This window comes from Candidatus Thiodiazotropha sp. CDECU1 (assembly GCF_963455295.1).
Lineage (GTDB): Bacteria > Pseudomonadota > Gammaproteobacteria > Chromatiales > Chromatiaceae > Thiodiazotropha.
The window spans coordinates 2854025-2872888 of sequence record NZ_OY734020.1; the positions used below are offsets into that span (position 1 = coordinate 2854025).

The following is an 18864-nucleotide window of genomic DNA, read 5'->3' on the forward strand; positions in this document are numbered from 1 at the left end:
CGTTCAGCTTCCAGAAGTTGATGAGGCATTCACGCCCCGGGTCAGAAATGCCTGTACCCTGGGATCGCTGCAACTTTGCAACAGTTCACTCGGGTTGCCATGAGCGATCATGGTTTTGCATTCAGGGTCGAGAAATACCGAATTATTGCCAATCGCGAATATACTGGCCAGTTCATGGGTCACTACCACGATGGTGGTTCCGAGACTCTCACTCAACTCGATGATCAAATCATCCAGACGCTTGGCGCTGACCGGGTCCAGTCCAGCCGAGGGTTCATCGAAAAACAGCAGTTCGGGATCGAGAGCCATGGCCCGGGCGAGACCGGCGCGTTTCTGCATGCCACCGCTGATCTCAGCGGGAAGGTAGTCCTCGAAACCCTTGAGTCCCACGAGGGATAGCTTATAGGTGGCCAGCTCCCGTGCCTGCTGCGGAGACAGATCCGTATAGGTCTCGATGGGCAGCGAGATATTTTCCGCCAGTGTCATATTGCCCCACAGGGCGCCACTTTGATACAGCACCCCCATGCGTCGCATCAGGTCCTGACGCCGATCCTCAGGCAGTTGCCAGAATGCCTCCCCATGATAATAAATCTCCCCCTTTGCCGGTGTTTTGAGCCCGATCAAATGGCGCAACAGGGTACTCTTGCCACAACCGCTGCCACCCATGATGACAAAGATATCACCCTGCCAAATTGTGAAATTCAGATCCCGCTGGATCACGAAATCAGCATACTCCATGGTCAGATCCCTGACCTCGATATGGGTTGCTGCTCGCTGTTTTGGCGCTGCACTTTCCCCTGGCATGGCTCAGATCCCCAGTTGATTGAATATCAGCGTCGAAAGGGCATCCCATATGACAATCAGCAGGATCGCCGTCACCATCGCTGAGGTGGTGGCTTGCCCCACCGCAGAGGAGTTTCTGCCGCTCTGCAGTCCACGCAGACAACCCGACATGGCGATCACAATGGCAAACAGCACACTCTTCACCGTGCCAACGGCCAAGTCGTTCCAGCCCATGGATTCCCGGGTCTGAATCAAATACTCGATCAGCGAGATATCCAGCACCCAGACGCCGACCATCAAACCACCAACAATCGCCAGCATGTCAGCCCAAAGGGTGAGTAACGGTAACATGATCAGCAGCGCCAGGAAGCGTGGCAGGACCAGAAAGTCCACCACTGAGATACCGAACGTTTTCAACGCATCGATCTCATTATTGACCTGCATGGTGCCCAGCTGTGCGGCATAGGCGGAGCCGGTTCGACCCGCCATGATGATGGCGGTCATCATCGCCCCCATCTCCCGTACCGACCCCAAACCCACCAGATTGGCCACGTAGATCTCGGCTCCGAACATCTGCAGTTGCAAGGCACCCACAAAGGCAAGCACCGCCCCGACCAAGACACCGATCAGGCTGACAATGGGCAGTGCCTCCGGACCGGCCGCCTGCAGGAAACGCAGCAAGTCGATGCCGCGAAAGCTCGCCCTGCCGGAGAGCAGTCGCAACAGGGAGAGTGTCAGCTCACCGGCAAACCGGGTGAACTGTACCGATTCCCGCCACGCCTTGAGGGTCAGTGCCCCGGTGCGGTAGAGCCATGAAAAGGCTTCTGAATTTCGCCGCGCACCCTTACGCTCAGGGACCTCCTGCGCCAGTTTAAGCAGCCTGCGAACCCCATCGGGTAGATCCTCCGTTTCCAGTTGCAGGCTCTGCTCGTGGGCGAAATCATATAGATGCTGCACGATATTCAAAAATTGACTGTCCCAGCGAGCCAGCTGACCGGTTTCGAGGGCAATCGCCTTGAGACCACTATGCGACCTCAACTCCTGTTTCAATCCTTGCCAATCGAAGCGCATATCCTGCAGGGTCCAGGACCCCTTGAACACCAATACTGCCCGGCTCTCTGATGGATAGGAAATTGTCAGTGAATCTTCGACCACGTATGGGTTTCCCGTTCGAATTGGCGTATCTTCATAGCGCAAAAAGCTTATACGGCATGCTGATCCCAAGCCTGGTTAATAGATCCTAGTGTACATCAGGAGTAAAACCGGGCACATTTAATTCCTGCATATTCATTATGATCAGCAGTAGGAAAATAGTCGTGAAAATCATGAAAGCCACTGAAAACTAAAAACTGCAGCAATTCACTATGCAATAACTGAGTAAAACGGGTAACCGGTTTTTAGGTTTGTTACATTTACCAATACCATACTGACTGTATAGCAATAACAACTACGGTAACCACTATGTCAATGATTTCAACCCAACCTCAACACGGCGGTATTGCACTCATTGTCGAGGATGAGGTGACAAACCGTATGATTCTCAAGGCGTTGTTAAAGAAGCGCGGCTACCATGTGATCGAGGCTGAAAACGGGGCCGAGGCGATACAGCTGTTCCAGCAACAGAGCCCGAATATCATTTTTATGGATGTCATGATGCCGGTCATGGATGGCTATGAAGCGACTACAGAGATCAAGCGCCTATCCGGTGACGAGTTCATCCCTATTATCTTCCTCACCGCCATGTCCGATGAAAAGGCCCTGGCCCGCTGTGTCGAGGTAGGTGGCGACGACTTTCTCTCCAAACCCTACAGTTTTACCGTGCTTTCGGCCAAGGTTAAGGCGATGGAGCGTATTCGCATTCTGCATCAGGACACCCGCATGCTCTACAGCCGGATGCAACGTGACGAAGAGATTGCTGAACAGGTGTTCAGCGGTGCAGTGATCGCCGGCAATGTAGGCCTCGACCGCATCCACAGTTTATTAAAACCAGCCAGCGTGTTCAGTGGCGACCTTATGCTGACCGCATACGCCCCATCACAAGATATGCATGTCCTGCTGGGTGACTTCACCGGCCATGGATTGGCGGCCGCACTGGGCGCACTGCCAACCTCTGAGGTATTTCGCTCCATGACTGGCAAGGGATTTGCCCCCCAGCAGATACTCTCTGCCATCAACAACAAGCTCTACAACCTGTTACCCACCGGCATGTTCCTGGCAACGCAGTTTGTCAAGGTCGACCACCAGTTAGACCATATTTCCATTATCAACTGCGGCATGCCTGACTGCTTTCTGGTCGAAAACGAAAGCATGCATATCAAACAACAGATCGTGTCGAAATCACTTCCCCTGGGTATCGCCCCGGATATCGATTTCAAGGATGACTTTCACCACCTGCGGGTAAAACAGGGTGACCGGGTAATTCTCGCCACTGACGGTGTTACCGAAGCCCGAAATTCGAAAGGTGAACTGTTCGGTCAGGAACGATTCATTCAAGCCATCATTAAGAGTGACAGCAACACTTATATACTGGACAAGCTCGCCAGGGATCTTGAAGCATTCTGCCAGGACGCCCCTCAAGACGACGACATCAGCGTTGTCGAAGTACCCCTGTTCCCCGATCTCCTGCCCGGACGGGAATCGCCATCACCACATATTGTAACCGGTGGCGATATGCCCCATAAACTGTTTTCCCATGAACATCCCGACTGTATCGAATTCCAACTGATTTTTTACGGCTCACAACTACGCCAGGCCGATCCGGTACCCATACTGATCAATTACATTCAGGAGACCGCAGGGTTACATGAGCATCGGCGCCCACTGTTCACAATCCTTACGGAACTCTATATCAATGCATTGGATCATGGCGTGCTACAAATGGATTCCAAGCTTAAACAGGGCGAGGAGGGTTTTACCAACTACTTCCAACAACGGGAGCAGCGCCTGGAGGCATTGACTGAGGGAAAGATACGCATCGCATTGAGAATTCATCGAAACACCGATGGCGGCTATATTGTTATTACAATGGAAGACAGCGGGCATGGATTTGACTACGTTTCCCTGTCACAAGAGGTAGCAAATGAGACCATTTACAGTGGACGCGGAATACTCTTGGTAAAATCACTGGTTAAGCAACTTCAATTCTTTGCACCAGGTAACAAGGCTGAAGCAATTTATGTGTGGGAGGACAATCTATAACCTTTCCTGTTATCTAAAATTGCTGTAGGAGTGTTACAGTAACAATTCGATGCCTTTATGCAGGCAGTCAGACATGGCCTACCGGGTACTGATAGTAATATGGCAAAAACACTTGTTTTCGATAAATCCGATGATATTAGAACACCTTTTCTCAGAGGCATCCTGACTCGTTCTTTGACTGATGCCGGGCTTGCATTTGACACAGCGTACCAACTCTCATCCGATATTCGGCAGCAGATCAATAATGTTGACGAGATCACCACTGAGGAACTGCGCCGAATTGTTATATCCGAACTGCAAAAGCTGGATGAAAAGGAGGTTATCGAAAATTACGAGAGCATCATTCCAGCTGCCACCAAGATCAGGGTACGAGATCACAACAACAATCTCATGCCCTTCTCCACGGTGGAGCATCGGCGCACCCTCGAGTCGAGTGGCCTCGGTTCTGACAGGGCGGCCTATATTACCCAAAACGTCTACAAGGAGTTGGCGGAATCTCCTCATGATATCGTCGACAGCAGCGAAATTGGTAAGCTGACCTATGAAAAATTGAGGCAGCACTATGGCAAAGAGGCGGCGAAGCGCTACCTGGTATGGGTTGACTATAAGCACTCGCAACGTCCCTTGATCCTCTTGATCGGCGGCACAACCGGCTGCGGCAAGAGTACTATCGCGACCGAGGTGGCTCACCGCTTGAATATCATTCGCACACAGTCCACGGATATGCTCAGGGAAGTCATGCGTATGATGGTGCCGATAAAGCTTCTTCCTGAACTGCATACCTCCTCATTCAATGCCTGGCGCAAAATTCCCGGTTCGGCCGAGTCCAAGGAACCTCCTGAAGAGAAGATGATTCATGGCTTCATACATCAGTCTGAACTGGTATCCGTCCCCTGTGAGGCCGTGATACAGCGCGCATTGAGTGAGCAGGTTTCCCTGATACTTGAAGGCGTCCATGTCTCCCCCGCCCTGGTAAATCGGTTCGGAGATGAAAAGAATGCCGTGATTGTTCCGATCATGCTGGCGGTACTGAAACAGGACAAGCTTAAACACCAACTGAAAGACCGCGGCGTCACAGCCCCCGAGCGTACGGCTCAGAGTGATTATCTATCGAATTTTGAATCGATCTGGATGCTCCAGTCACACCTGCTTTCAGAGGCAGACAACAACGCCATTCCGATCATCACCAACGACGATATGGATAAAACCACAGATCGAGTAATGCGCTCGATTATCGAGGTGTTACAGAAGGATTTTCATGCTAAGGTTGAAGATATTTTCGGTACAGAATAACTACTAATCTGCATTTCTCAGCAGGCAGATCGCACTAAATTGAAGAAATCATCGACATTTGGAGCTGACAATTGTTTACAACCCAAAAAGGAGTGATGATTATCCTTGATGGTCTTGGTGATCGGGGCATTCCTGCATTCGGTGGTAAGACTCCCCTCGAAGTGGCCGAAACACCCAATATGGACAGGTTGGCGAGTGCGGGACAGTGCGGACTGGTCGATCCACTATTCCCCGGCATGCCGGTGGGCACACACACCGGTATCTGTCTGTTATTCGGACTCTCCAAACAGCACACAATGAAGTTGGCACGGGGTCCAATCGAGGCATCCGGCGTGGGCTTGAACGACAACGACCAGGCGCTCTACTTTCGCTGCAATTTTGCCACCTTGAAAAAGGATGAAGATCACTACGATATTCTCGACCGCAGGGCGGGCCGGATCAACACGGGCACCGAATCACTGGCTGCAACTATAGGTCGGGTCGATCTGGGCGATGGTATTACAGCCAGCCTGCACCCGGCCACGCAGCACCGCGTTGTTTTACAACTCGAAGGCAGTGGTCTCTCCCACGATATATCGAATACTGATCCAGGCAACCTATACAAGACCAAAGGTCTGCTCTCCTGTGTGCCCAACGATCCATCAGACAGGGCGGCTGTTAGGACTTCTAATGCAGTGAATCGACTAATAGAGATCATCCATGAGAAGCTCTCCCAACACCCGGTAAACCGTCAAAGAATCGATAATAATTTACCGCCAGCCAATGGCATTATCTGCAGAGGTCCGGGCAAACTGCCGAAGGTCAAACCCTTGCTGAATCAACTGAAAATGAAAACTGCCGTGATATCCGGGGAGAAAACGGTGCTTGGACTTGGCGCGCTGTTGGGTTACGACCTTTTCATGAATGATCAATTTACTGCTGCCCATGATACAGATTTGAATGCCAAGGTAAGAACCACAATACAGGCGCTAGATGATCACGATATTGTATATCTGCATATCAAAGCCACTGATATTTACTCTCATGATCTCGATCCCACCGGCAAACGGGAGATGCTGTTGAAGATCGATGATGCAATAGCCCCACTGATCACCGACTCGCTGGTGATTGCCATTACTGCCGATCACTCCACCGATACCAATACAGGCCGTCATACCGGAGACCCGATACCCAGTCTGATCTATAACCCTCGTGGCAGAGTGGATGGCTGCATGGAGTTTTCCGAGCTGGCATGCAATAGCGGCGGTCTGGGTCGCATCAACAGCAGCGGTTTTTTGTTGTCCATGCTGGACCAGATGAATCAGTTGGAGAACTTCAGACCCAAAGACAGTGTCTTTGTTTTATAAGTCACACCCTCGCGAGACACAAGTGGCAAGGTCGCCCGGTACGCCTATACTTTAAGCAAGTATGGAAATCAACATTCACCTATCAAAGCCAAGTCAATACCATGTCCCAACCAGATCAAGCCACCATCGATACGAACAACCAAACAAATAATGAGGTTGAACAGACCCCCGAAATCGATTTGAACGATCCCAATCTCTACCTCAACAGAGAGTTGACCTGGCTTGCATTCAATAGACGGGTGCTGAACGAGGCCGAGTTGGAGAAGAATCCCCTGCTGGAGAGGATTAAATTCCTCGCCATCGTCAGTAGCAACCTGGATGAGTTTTTCATGAAACGGATTGGCGGCCTTAAGCAACAGGTTGCCGCCGGCCTCACAGCCACAACCGTTGATGGCAGGACTCCCAGGCAGCAATTGACCGAGTGCCATAAGGTAATATGCGAGATGCAGCAGGCGCAGCAACGCATCTACTATGAACTGCAGGCCAAACTGGAGGAAGCCGGGATACGGATCAGCCAATACGATGCCCTGGATACCGCCCAACAACAAAGCCTACGCGAACATTTCCAGCAGAATATATTTCCAATGCTGACTCCGTTGGCAATGGACCCAAGCCATCCCTTCCCCTTTATTTCCAATCAAACCCTGAACCTGCTGGTCACGCTGCGTTTTCCCAGCGGTCACGACCTGCATATGGCAAGGGTCAAGGTGCCGGTCAGCAAGGATGTATCACCACGTCTGATCCAGGTGGATGAAAGTTATACCTTCGTCACCCTCGATGACCTGATTGCCAACAATCTCGATATGCTTTTCCCTGGCATGAAGATTGAGTCATGCAACCTGTTCCGGGTTACGCGAAACGCCAACCTGGAGTTGGATCAGGAATCGGCCAATGATCTGTTGGAGGCCATTGAAACAGAACTGCGTGAGCGTCACTTCGCCCCCATCGTACGCCTGGAGGTCTCCGTGGGGATGAACCCCACCCACCGCGGAATGCTGGCTGCTGAGCTCGGTCTCGATGAAGAACAGGATGTGTTTGAAGTCGATCGCATGATGGCCCTTCGCGACCTGTTTGAAATCGCCAGCTTGAATTTTCCGGAGCTACGCGATCCACCCCACTACCCGTCCGATCATCCCCAGTTGGCCCATGACCGGCGCAATATCTTTCATATCATCAGGGAGCATGGCTCTCTGCTGTTGCAGCACCCCTACGAGTCGTTTGCCACCACGGTGGAACGCTTTCTGCACACAGCAGCGGAAGATCCCAAGGTATTAGCGATAAAGATGACCCTGTATCGCACCTCCGCTGAAGGGAATGTGCTTGACTCACTGATTAAGGCGGCACGCAACGGTAAACAGGTAGCGGTGCTGGTAGAACTCAAGGCACGCTTCGATGAAGCGGCAAATATTCGCTGGGCAAGACATCTGGAACAGGCGGGTATCCATGTTACCTATGGTGTGTTGGGATTGAAGACACACAGCAAGCTGATCATGGTGATACGCAAGGACTACTCCCAGCTACGCCGCTACTATCATATAGGCACGGGCAACTATCACGCCGGCACTGCGCGACTCTATACCGATCTGGGCGTACTTGGATGTGACGAGGAGACAGGCAAGGATCTGACAGAGTTGTTCAACTATCTGACCGGCTATTCTCCACCACCCAGCTATCGTAAGATCCTGGCGGCCCCCTATAACTTGAAACAATCCCTGGTGGGGAAGATCGAGCGGGAGATCGGATTGCATAAGGATGGAAATCCCGGGCATATCCAGATGAAGATGAATGCCCTTGAGGACCCAGACATCGTCAAGGCCCTCTACAAAGCCACCCAAGCCGGCGTCAAGGTTGAACTCATCGTCAGGGATACCTGTCGTTTCCGTCCCGGCATTCCCGGCCTGAGTGAGAGTGGCAGCGTGGTGAGCATCATCGGACGCTTCCTGGAACATGCACGCATCAGTTACTTTCTCAACGGTGGCAATGAGGAGTACTTCATCGGCTCCGCCGATCTGATGCAACGCAATCTGATGCAGCGGGTGGAAGTATTGACCCCGGTGGAATCACCGGCACTGCGCCAGGAGATCCGCTTGATTCTGGATGTGCAACTGGGAGACAAGCACAACGCCTGGGATATGACTTCCGACGGTACTTATGTACGACGTATACCCGACCCAGGTGAGACATCTCTCAATTGCCAGGAGACCCTGATCGGTGTTGTTGAACGGCGTTTGGCTGCGGCGAAAAAACATCGGGAAAAGCGCATGCGCGAAAAGCTCATGAACCATTTCAAACAGCGCCTGAAAAGTAACAATCAGGATCTGTCCTGAGTGTCTAGCGCAACCTTATCCTGACGGGCGGCGGTGCGCCGTAGCACCACTTGATGAATGCGTCGCATGGAGGCGTCCTGCACATGTACCTCAAGTCCATCCAATTCGAACTTCTCGTCTTTTTCGGGAATTCTCTCCGTGTGCTCGAGTAGCCAACGATTGATTGTATCGGTGGGCTTACCGGGTATATCCATGTCGTAGTACTCTTCAACCACACGCAGTTCAGCAGTTCCCTGTACCAATACCTTGCCCTCGCCCAACACCATCAGGTCATTGGGCTTTTCATCAGTCTCGTCATATATCTCACCCACCAACTCTTCCAGCATATCCTCCAGGGAAACCACTCCCAGCATGGCGCCGTGTTCATCCACCACCACGGCCAGATGGATGCTTTTGGTCTTGAGGGTACGAATCAGTTCATCGATGGTTGTGTTGGATGGGGTATAGAGGGGTTCCTGCCCCAGCTCAGAGATAGCTACGTCCAATTCACCGGATACGACATTTCTGATCAGATCACGCAGCAATACCATACTGATGATCTCTTCCGGATCCTCGTTGTAGAGCGGAATGCGTGAGAATCCCTCGCGCATAATCTCTGGCAAGACATCCCGTATCGTACGTCGGCCGTCGAGGCGGAAGACCTGCCTTCTGGGGGTCATGACATCTTCGGCCTTCAGGTCGTTGAAGTTGAAGATTCGTTCGATCATCTCCCTCTCGCCGGTATCGATAACCCCCTCTTCCTCACCATGCTCCACCATGGTGATCACCTCGTGCTCAGTTACCAGGGGATCATCCATTGCCTTGGTGGACGATTGCACCCAATTCGTGATCTGCAGGAACAGCCAGACCAAGGGATAGATGAAGCGCATGAAGCCGACGATCAGCGGGGCGATAAACAGCGAGATCCGTTCAGAGAAACGGGTTGCCAGGCTCTTGGGTGTAATCTCGCCAAATACCAGGATCAGAATGGTCAAAACACCCACGGCTATACCGGGGCCGGAATCACCAAAATAGTCGGTCGCAATAACCGTTGCCATGGCAGAAGCCGCGATATTGACTACGTTGTTGCCGATCAGAATGGTAATCAGCATGCGGCTCGGGTCTTTTTTCAGAAGATAGAGGGCATGAGCTCCATTCCTACCCTCCTTGTACAGTGCTTCCGCACGAGCCATCGATAGGTTTATCAGAGCGGTCTCTGAACCAGAAAAAACGCCTGAGAGCACTAGTAGCAGTGCCAGAATGAGATAACTTTCCACGAAGTGTCTACATTAATCCTGACGGATATGGCCCAAGCTGTGATTATCACTGCTAAGGCACTGAATCACAACCATACAAAGCCAATTTTAATGTATCCATTCTAATTTATGGTGCAATACTACCCAGTAAAATAGTCAATATACTAGTGATATTCCTTATGTATAACATATAATTAGCATATCCAGTTTAAACATGGGCTAAAAAGTTTCCCCACAGTAATCTCTCAAACCTCAGGAAAAGAGTATAGCCTCCCTCAATAGCATGGTAGGGGTCTCTTCCCACTCCATCAAATAGCTTGGCGCACAGACAAATGCAACGGATACTGATGGTAGAAGACGAACCCGAGGTCAGGGAGATGATTCGATATATTCTCGAAACGAAGGGATATGGAGTTGATGAAGCCGATAACGCCCAGGAGGCCCGTCGCCTGCTATCTCAGCAAACCTATGACCTGATCCTGATGGACTGGATGCTCCCCGGTAGATCAGGACTGGAACTGACCAGGGAATTGAAACAGATGGCCCGGTCAAACACCCCTCCGATCATTATGCTGACAGCCAGATCTGAAGAATCGGACAAGGTAAATGGTCTGGACAGCGGCGCGGACGATTACATCACCAAACCCTTTTCACCCAAGGAGATGTTGGCCCGCATCAAAGCAGTGATCCGCAGGAATAGCGCACCAGAGACAGATAAAGGTGTGGAATTTGCCGGTCTGTGTATCGAACCCAACAGCCACAGCGTATCAATCAACGGCTCCCCCCTGCATCTCTCCCCGGCTGAATATCGCTTGCTCTATTTTTTCATGACTCACCCGGACCGGGTCTATAGTCGCAACCAGATTCTGGATTACGTTTGGGGTGCCACTGCCAGTGTGGACGAACGAACGGTAGATGTGCATATACGACGCCTGCGAAAACAGCTCACTCCCTCAGGCCATAAAAATTTTCTACAAACCGTGCGTGGTGTAGGTTATCGTTTTACCCCTGGCAACATCCAACAAGAGCGGCCGTCATCGTGAGGGACTATCTGAAAATTGAAATCAATCATCTGCTCGGAAGCCTGCTCATCTTCATTCCTATAGGATATCTTCTGCAACAAATACCGGTAGCGATCGCATTAGCCTTTATTGCCTATTTCTCCAAACATGCTTACTACCTGACCAAGCTTGCCTATCTGATCAACCAGGGTGCACGCATTGATCCACCCTACCCAGCGGACATTTGGGGATTGATCTACAAAGAACTCTCACGATTCCGTTCCAGGAGCCGGAAACGCAAAAGGACACTCAGCCGCTTTGCTTCGCGATTCAGAAAGGTAACCAGTTCTATTCCCGATGGATTGATATTACTGAATAAATCCGCCGGCATCGAGTGGGCGAACCCAGCTGCCAACCAGCTTTTGAACATCAGTTGGCCGCGGGATGAAAATACTCCATTGAGTGAACATATCAAACATGAAGAGCTCTCTGAGTATCTGAAGAATCCAGACTACTCGAAACCTCTTGAGCTACCCTCCCCGACCAATAAGGCGGTAATCATCTCGCTTCGGGTTACCCCCTTTGGTGGAAAGAAGGCACAGCGCCTGGTAGTGGCGAGGGACATCACCGATGTTTATAAACTCAATCAGACCAGACGGGATTTTGTCTCCAATGTCTCCCACGAACTCCGCACCCCCCTCACTGTCATCGCTGGGTATCTGGAGAATCTCAGCGATAATGATATGTTGCCGTTTCAGGAGCGTCCCTTTACCTTGATGGTGCAACAGGCAGACCGGATGAACAGCATCATCAACGATCTGCTCACCCTCTCTCGACTCGAACTGGGACGTGCCGCATCCGCGGAAAAACCGGTTGCCATTCCGGAGCTACTGCGCAGGATAATCGACCAGGCTCAGCTACTGGCGGAACAGAAGGGGGGGTACAAAATCACTCTGGACGTGAATGACAGCCTCTGGTTGCTCGGTGAAGAGAGCGAGTTGATGAGTGCATTTTCGAATCTTGTCTTCAATGCCATTATCCACTCACCCCCCGGTACGGAGATAACCGTCACCTGGTTACGTCTTGAGAACGAGGCTTGTCTTACCGTAACGGACACCGGGCCTGGTATCGAGGAACGCCACATACCACGCTTGACCGAACGTTTCTATCGGGTTGATAAGGCCCGATCACGTCAATCAGGGGGTACTGGATTGGGATTGGCAATTGTCAAACATATAATCGGTCGACACGATGGGGAGTTGAGGATATCGAGCCAGTTGGGTGTCGGTAGCAGTTTTACCTGCGCCTTTCCCGAAGAGGTGACGCTTAACAAACCCTTGACAGCTCCTGACAAGGAAGAGGCCGTAAATAGCGCCAATGACGAACAGCCTGAATTAACGCATTCCTCTCCTGAATAAGCCTCTATTCCATCTGCTCGGCAAAGCTCTCCGCATAGGACTGATTCACTCGGTCACGCAGTTCCTTGCCGGGTTTGAAGTGAGGAACATATTTGCCGGAAAGTGCGACCGTTTTACCCGTTTTCGGATTGCGTCCCATCCTTGGTGGCCGATAGTGAAGTGAGAAACTACCAAATCCGCGAATCTCAATCCTCTCTCCCGATGCCAGAGATTGACTCATGTGTTCAATCATACACTTAACAGCCAACTCTACATCACGATAGGCAAGATGGCTCTGCTCCTTGGCAATAATCTCAATCAGTTCGGATTTTGTCATTCTTGTCAGTTCTCCAATTTGCCGATAATTCAGGGCCCGCACTTTAGTGCGGGCCCCGATCCCTTGAATTAGGAATCTATCGATTTCGACTCCTGGCTCTATTCGCCTTGATTATCCATCTGCTCTTTCAACAAATCACCCAATGTCGGGGCACTGGTTGCCGCATCACGTGCGTAGCCCTTGATAGCGGCTGCCTCTTCATCAGCATCCTTGGCTTTGATAGAGAGTGTGATGGAGCGGTTCTTACGATCCACACCAATAAACTTCGCTTCTATCTCATCGCCTTCCTTCAGGACACTGCGCGCATCCTCTACCCGATCGCGGGACAGTTCAGAGGCCCGCAGGTATCCATCAACACCCTCAGCCAGGTTAATCACGGCACCCTTGGCATCAATCTCTGCAACTTTACCTCTAACGAAACTGCCTTTCTCGTTGGCCGCCACAAATGAGGAGAAGGGATCCTGTGCAAGTTGCTTGATGCCCAGCGAGATGCGTTCGCGCTCTGGGTCGACCGAGAGGACCACGGTTTCAACTTCATCGCCCTTCTTGAAATTGCGAATCGCATCCTCACCCTCATCATCCCAAGAGATGTCAGACAGGTGAATCAGACCATCTATGCCGCCATCAAGGCCGATGAAAATACCAAAATCGGTAATCGACTTGATATTACCTGTAACATGGTCGCCCTTCTTATGGGTAGCGGCAAACTCATCCCAGGGATTAGGCTTGCATTGCTTGATACCGAGCGAGACACGACGCCTCTCCTCATCGATATCCAACACCATGACTTCCACCTCGTCACCGAGGGAGACGATCTTGGAAGGATGAACATTCTTGTTGGTCCAATCCATCTCTGAAACATGCACCAGACCTTCAACACCCTCTTCGATTTCAACGAAACATCCGTAATCGGCAATATTGGTAACCTTGCCGAAGAGACGGGTGCCTTCCGGGTAACGACGCGCCAATGCAACCCATGGATCATCACCCATCTGCTTGAGACCAAGCGAGACACGATTACGTTCACGGTCAAACTTCAAGATCTTGACGTTTATCTCATCACCGATCTCAACAACCTCGGAAGGATGTTTAACACGCTTCCACGCCATATCGGTAATATGCAGCAATCCATCGATGCCACCGAGATCGACAAACGCGCCGTAATCGGTGAGGTTCTTCACCACACCCTTGATCTCTTGACCTTCCTGCAGATTTTCGAGCAGCTTATCGCGCTCTTCACTGTACTCTTGTTCAACAACGGCGCGGCGAGAGACCACCACGTTGTTGCGTCGGCGATCCAGTTTGATCACCTTGAATTCAAGATCTTTTCCTTCCAAATAGGCAGTGTCGCGTACTGGACGAACATCGACCAGAGAGCCGGGAAGAAAAGCACGGATATCATTCAGTTCTACGGTGAATCCGCCTTTAACCTTACCGTTGATACGACCGATAACGGTCTCTTCTGCCTCATGCGCCTTTTCAAGCACTTTCCAAGCCTGATCACGCTTGGCTTTTTCACGAGAGAGTCTGGTTGCACCAAACCCATCCTCAACAGCATCCAGTGCGACCTCTACCTGATCACCAATCTCAACTTCGATCTCTCCGTGATGATTGAGAAACTGGTCACGGGGAATAACACCTTCTGATTTGAGGCCGGCATTGACAATTACGGCCTCAGAAGTGATATCCAGGACAGTGCCTATGATAATGGCTCCACTGCGGAGTTGGGTACTGGAGAGACTCTCCTCAAATAATTCTGCAAAACTTTCGGTCATGGGATTGAGTTTCCTGCAACACAAGGTTGCATTGGCTGGACTAAAATAGTTAGTTTTTTGTCTGCCAAGTTGTTAGGTTAAAAATTAAGCCGGTAAACCCGGCCGCCAAGTCTTAACCGCTGAGTCAGTGGATTATCGCTGAAGATCGGGCAGGGCCATGCTTATATTAAACATCGCCTGCTCATATACCTCATCGATACTCATCGCCGTCGAATCCAGCTGGTATGCTGATTCCGCAGCGATGAGCGGCGCCACGGCACGTTTGCTGTCGCGCTCATCCCGTTCTCTGATCTCCTCAGTAAGACGGGCGAGATTAACACCTAACCCCTTTCCCTTCAACTGTTTATAGCGTCTTTGCGCCCTCTCCTCGGCACTTGCGGTGAGAAATATCTTGACCGCCGCCTGGGGGAAAACCACTGTCCCCATATCGCGCCCATCCGCAACCAGGCCTGGTGCTTTGGCGTAGTTCCGCTGCCACGCCAGCAATGCTTCACGAACCTGAGGGATTGCAGCCACCTTTGACGCCGCATTGCCGATGGTCTCCGTTCGTATGGCCCCCGCGACATCTTCACCGGCCAGCAGGACCATTCCCTGATCGAATGATAGCGGCATGTTTTTCGCCATTTCTGTAATTTTATCTACGTTATCACCACTGATACCAGCACGTTCGACCATTAACCCCAAAACACGATAAATCGCACCGCTGTCGAGAAAATGCCAACCTAGGGTCTCAGCGATGCGTTGCGCAAGGGTTCCCTTACCCGATCCGGAGGGTCCATCCACGGTAATTACCGGTACCCCAGTCACTATTTCGTTACCTCATCGATCTGCAGACCCGCTTCTGCCGCTGCAGACACAAACCCGGGAAAGGAGGTATTCACATTAGTACAGTCGCTAATCTCGATGGGACCCGCTGCCCGCAACCCCGCCATCGCAAATGACATTGCAATTCTGTGATCGCCGTAGCTCTCAACCCGGCCGCCCTCTATGACACCACCCTGAATAACCATCCCATCCGGGGTCGGATCCGCCTGGATACCGAGTCTCTGCAGCCCCTCAGCCATGACCTGGATTCGATCACTCTCCTTCACCCTTAACTCTTCCGCCCCATGCAGGCGTGTCTCACCCCGGGCAGATGCTGCTGCCACAAACAGGGCGGGAAATTCATCGATTGCCAGCGGCACCAACTCCTCAGGTATATCTATGCCCTGTAATCCATTCGACCTGACCCTGATATCGGCAACCGGCTCCCCACCGATCTCTCTCTGATTCAGAAGCGCAATATCAGCCCCCATCAATCTGAGGATAGAGATCACCCCATCACGGGTTGGGTTGATACCCACGTGCTGTAACACCATCTCTGATCCTTCAGCGATGCAGGCACCGACGAGGAAAAAGGTAGCCGACGAAATATCCGCGGGTATGTCGATCTCACAAGCAGTCAACCGCCCTCCTCCTGACAGACAAACCCTGTTGCCAGTAGATCTCACAGGGTAGCCAAAGCCCCGCAACATTCGCTCGGTGTGATCCCTGGTGGGCGCAGGCTCAGTGATACAGGTTTCACCCTCTGCGCACAGGCCCGCCAACAAGAGTGCCGATTTGACCTGCGCACTGGCCATCGGCAATTGGTAGTCGATACCTTGCAAACGGATTGGTGGAACTATCTTAAGAGGTGCAGTGAAGGATGCCGTAGAGTCGATTCTCGCACCCATCTCGGAGAGGGGATCGATGACCCGTCGCATAGGCCGACCCGACAGTGAACTGTCACCGGTGAGTGTGACCGCCAGGCCCTGACCCGCCAATAGACCGGTCAGGAGACGCATAGAGGTACCGGAATTTCCCAGATCAAGTGCATCCTCCGGTGCTTGCAGACCCTGCATGCCAACCCCATGAATTGTCACCTTGCCATGGGTCGGCCCTTCGATGGTCACCCCCATTTGGCGAAAGGCGTTCAAGGTGGCGAGGCTGTCTTCACCTTCCAGGAAACCTTTTATCTGGGTAATACCGTCCGCCAATGAACCGAGCATGATCGACCTATGGGAGATGGATTTATCCCCTGGCACACGTAAGTTACCCCTCAGTTTTCCACCGGGTTGTGTTCGATAATTGAGTTTTTGTTGCAAGTTGATACCACTCGTTCATTACACTGAAAGCATGGGTCCCTAGCTTTATTCAACGCCATCCACATATCTGTCGCGGGCCTGTTTCGCATGTTCAAACATCTCCAGCAATCCTGTTTCGTCTCCGCTTTGCAGCAGCCCGGCCAACTCATGCAGTTCATCGGCGAAACGCGTCAGCATCTTGTTCAGGGAACTCCGATTGGCCATGCAGATATCTCTCCACATCACAGGATTACTCGATGCGATTCGGGTAAAGTCCCGGAAACCACCCGCTGCAAAGCTGAAGATTTCATCATTCTCTTTCATTCGCGCCAGACTATCGACCAGGGTATACGCCAACATATGCGGCAGATGACTGGTGGCGGCCAATACCTCGTCGTGGTGTTCCACACTCATCTGCACCACCTCAGCCCCACACTGTTGCCACAGTCGTTCGACCTTTTGCAGGGCTTGCTTATCCGTTTCTTCCAGCGGTGTGAGTATCACCCGGCGATTCCGATACAACTCGGCAAACGCCGCTTCGGCCCCGCTGCGCTCGGTTCCCGCGATGGGATGACCTGGAACAAAAAAGCCGGGCACTGCACCGAATACCCCTTTGACATCATCCACCACACTGCCTTTGACACTACCCGCGTCGGTAACCACGGCATGTTCCGCGAGATGACCGTGTATGGCGTTAAGGGTGTCACGCATCGCACCCAAAGGCACTGCCAGCAAAACCATATCGGCGCCTTTTACCGCAACACTCACATCGTGGGTGTAGTGATCGATGATTCCCAAGGATTGCGCCTTGATCAAATTGGCTTCCCCGCGGCCGCAACCGACCACCTCCTTCACCACACCCTCCTCCTTCAGGGCCAGGGCGACAGAGCCACCAATCAGACCAACACCGATAATCGCAAGCTTTTCAATCACCGTTTCAGCACCTTCTTTAATGTGGTCAGGAGACGATCGTTCTCCTCTTCCAAACCGATGGAGATACGTAAATGATTGGGTAAACCATAATTGGCTATCCCCCTGGTGATACACCCCTCACTCAGCAGTGCCTGATCGACCCTGGAAGCATCCTCACCGACTTCGACCGTTATGAAATTTGCCACCGAGGGAATATAGTCGAGTCCCATCGATTCAAAACCCCTGCGGTACTGTTGCATACCCTTGTTGTTGAGCGCAATCGAGCGCTGAATAAAGGCTTGATCATCGAGCGCGGCAAGGGCCGCCGACTGCGCCAGGGTGTTGACATTAAATGGCTGTCGCACCCGATTCAGCAGATCGGCAACGTCAGGGTTCGAGAGCCCATATCCAATACGCAACGAAGCAAGTCCATAGGCCTTGGAAAAGGTGCGGGTCACTATCAGGTTGGGAAAACGTTCCAGCCAGGCGCTGCCATCGGGATAGTCGCTGTGTTGAACATATTCGATATAGGCCTCATCCAGCACGACCATGACATGGCTTGGTAGCTGAGCCAGAAAGGAGAACAAGGCATCCCTGGACAGCCAGGTTCCGGTTGGATTGTTTGGATTTGCAATCCAGATCACCCGTGTCCTGGGGGTGATCATCTGCAGCATACGTTCAAGGTCATGGGCATAGGCCTTGGCTGGCGTGATCACTAACCTGGCACCCACAGCCTGACTGCTTATGGGGTAGACGGCAAAGGCATATTGGGAAAACAGGGATTCCACACCCGGCGACAGAAATACCCGCGCAACCATATCCAGGACATCATTGGAACCGTTACCAAGGGTGATGCAGGCTGGATCGACAGCATGCTTTTCGGCCAGTCTCTGGTGTAGCTGAAAGGCCCCGCCATCGGGATAGCGTGACAACTCAGGGGTAGAATTGGCGATTGCCTGGATGACTTTCTCGCTTACACCCAGGGGATTTTCGTTGGAGGCCAGTTTGATCGAGTGAGCGATACCCAATTCACGTTCCAACTCAGATATCGGCTTACCGGGCAAATAGGGTTTCAAGGCATCGATACCCGGTGCGGCAAGCTCAAGAAAAGGGTTTGTCTGAGATGTCATAGTGTTCAACCAAGGCCCTCGAAGTGAG

General features: G+C 51.9%; 15 protein-coding genes. 6 read left to right on the forward strand and 9 right to left on the reverse strand.

Annotated features, from left to right (window positions below; all coding sequences use genetic code 11):
- Positions 1-3: 3 nt before the first annotated feature.
- Together R2K28_RS12990 and R2K28_RS12995 are read right to left on the reverse strand one after the other, a co-directional pair.
- Positions 4-804: an ABC transporter ATP-binding protein gene (locus R2K28_RS12990; RefSeq protein WP_316364933.1), complete on the reverse strand. Its 801-nt coding sequence runs from the start codon at positions 802-804 to the stop codon at positions 4-6.
- Positions 805-807: 3 nt separating this feature from the next.
- A complete protein-coding gene (locus R2K28_RS12995; RefSeq protein ID WP_316364936.1) occupies positions 808-1938 on the reverse strand; it encodes an MlaE family ABC transporter permease in 1131 nt (376 codons plus the stop codon).
- A 306-nt stretch (positions 1939-2244) separates the two neighbouring features.
- On the opposite strand from R2K28_RS12995, the gene R2K28_RS13000 reads away from it, so the two are divergent.
- From R2K28_RS13000 to ppk1, 4 genes are all read left to right on the forward strand, one after another.
- Positions 2245-3981 (forward strand): ATP-binding SpoIIE family protein phosphatase, encoded by a 1737-nt coding sequence (locus R2K28_RS13000; RefSeq protein ID WP_316364938.1) that lies wholly within the window; start codon positions 2245-2247, stop codon positions 3979-3981.
- A gap of 99 nt (positions 3982-4080) precedes the next feature.
- Complete coding sequence (locus R2K28_RS13005) at positions 4081-5274, forward strand: ATP cone domain-containing protein (RefSeq protein WP_316364940.1); 1194 nt, start codon at positions 4081-4083, stop codon at positions 5272-5274.
- A 95-nt stretch (positions 5275-5369) separates the two neighbouring features.
- Positions 5370-6620, forward strand: coding sequence for a 2,3-bisphosphoglycerate-independent phosphoglycerate mutase (gene apgM / locus R2K28_RS13010; RefSeq protein WP_316364942.1), 1251 nt, complete (start codon positions 5370-5372; stop codon positions 6618-6620).
- 101 nt (positions 6621-6721) lie between these two features.
- Entirely contained in the window at positions 6722-8947 is a 2226-nt protein-coding gene (gene ppk1, locus R2K28_RS13015; RefSeq protein ID WP_316364943.1) for a polyphosphate kinase 1, read from the forward strand.
- On the opposite strand, the gene R2K28_RS13020 is transcribed toward ppk1, so the two are convergent.
- Positions 8932-10203, reverse strand: coding sequence for a hemolysin family protein (locus R2K28_RS13020; RefSeq protein ID WP_316364944.1), 1272 nt, complete (start codon positions 10201-10203; stop codon positions 8932-8934). The two genes, ppk1 and R2K28_RS13020, sit on opposite strands and share 16 nt — an antisense overlap.
- A gap of 311 nt (positions 10204-10514) precedes the next feature.
- Between R2K28_RS13020 and phoB the strand changes: the two genes are divergently transcribed.
- Entirely contained in the window at positions 10515-11225 is a 711-nt protein-coding gene (phoB, locus tag R2K28_RS13025) for a phosphate regulon transcriptional regulator PhoB (protein WP_316364946.1), read from the forward strand.
- Positions 11222-12601 carry a phosphate regulon sensor histidine kinase PhoR gene (gene phoR, locus R2K28_RS13030; protein WP_316364948.1) on the forward strand — a complete coding sequence of 460 codons (1380 nt, stop codon included), beginning with the start codon at positions 11222-11224 and terminating at the stop codon, positions 12599-12601. Before phoB ends, phoR begins: the two co-directional genes overlap by 4 nt.
- Positions 12602-12605: 4 nt before the next feature.
- On the opposite strand, the gene ihfB is transcribed toward phoR, so the two are convergent.
- The 6 genes from ihfB to hisC form a co-directional block, all read right to left on the reverse strand.
- Entirely contained in the window at positions 12606-12917 is a 312-nt protein-coding gene (gene ihfB, locus R2K28_RS13035; RefSeq protein WP_116444411.1) for an integration host factor subunit beta, read from the reverse strand.
- 98 nt (positions 12918-13015) lie between these two features.
- On the reverse strand, positions 13016-14692 hold the full coding sequence (gene rpsA, locus R2K28_RS13040; protein ID WP_316364952.1) for a 30S ribosomal protein S1: 1677 nt from the start codon (positions 14690-14692) through the stop codon (positions 13016-13018).
- A 132-nt stretch (positions 14693-14824) separates the two neighbouring features.
- Positions 14825-15502: a (d)CMP kinase gene (gene cmk / locus R2K28_RS13045; protein ID WP_316369740.1), complete on the reverse strand. Its 678-nt coding sequence runs from the start codon at positions 15500-15502 to the stop codon at positions 14825-14827.
- Entirely contained in the window at positions 15499-16821 is a 1323-nt protein-coding gene (gene aroA, locus R2K28_RS13050; protein WP_316369742.1) for a 3-phosphoshikimate 1-carboxyvinyltransferase, read from the reverse strand. The genes cmk and aroA overlap by 4 nt, the downstream gene beginning before the upstream one ends.
- 39 nt (positions 16822-16860) lie before the next feature.
- On the reverse strand, positions 16861-17727 hold the full coding sequence (locus R2K28_RS13055; protein ID WP_316364953.1) for a prephenate dehydrogenase: 867 nt from the start codon (positions 17725-17727) through the stop codon (positions 16861-16863).
- Entirely contained in the window at positions 17724-18836 is a 1113-nt protein-coding gene (hisC, locus tag R2K28_RS13060) for a histidinol-phosphate transaminase (protein ID WP_316364955.1), read from the reverse strand. Before hisC ends, R2K28_RS13055 begins: the two co-directional genes overlap by 4 nt.
- Between the last annotated feature and the right edge of the window lie 28 nt (positions 18837-18864).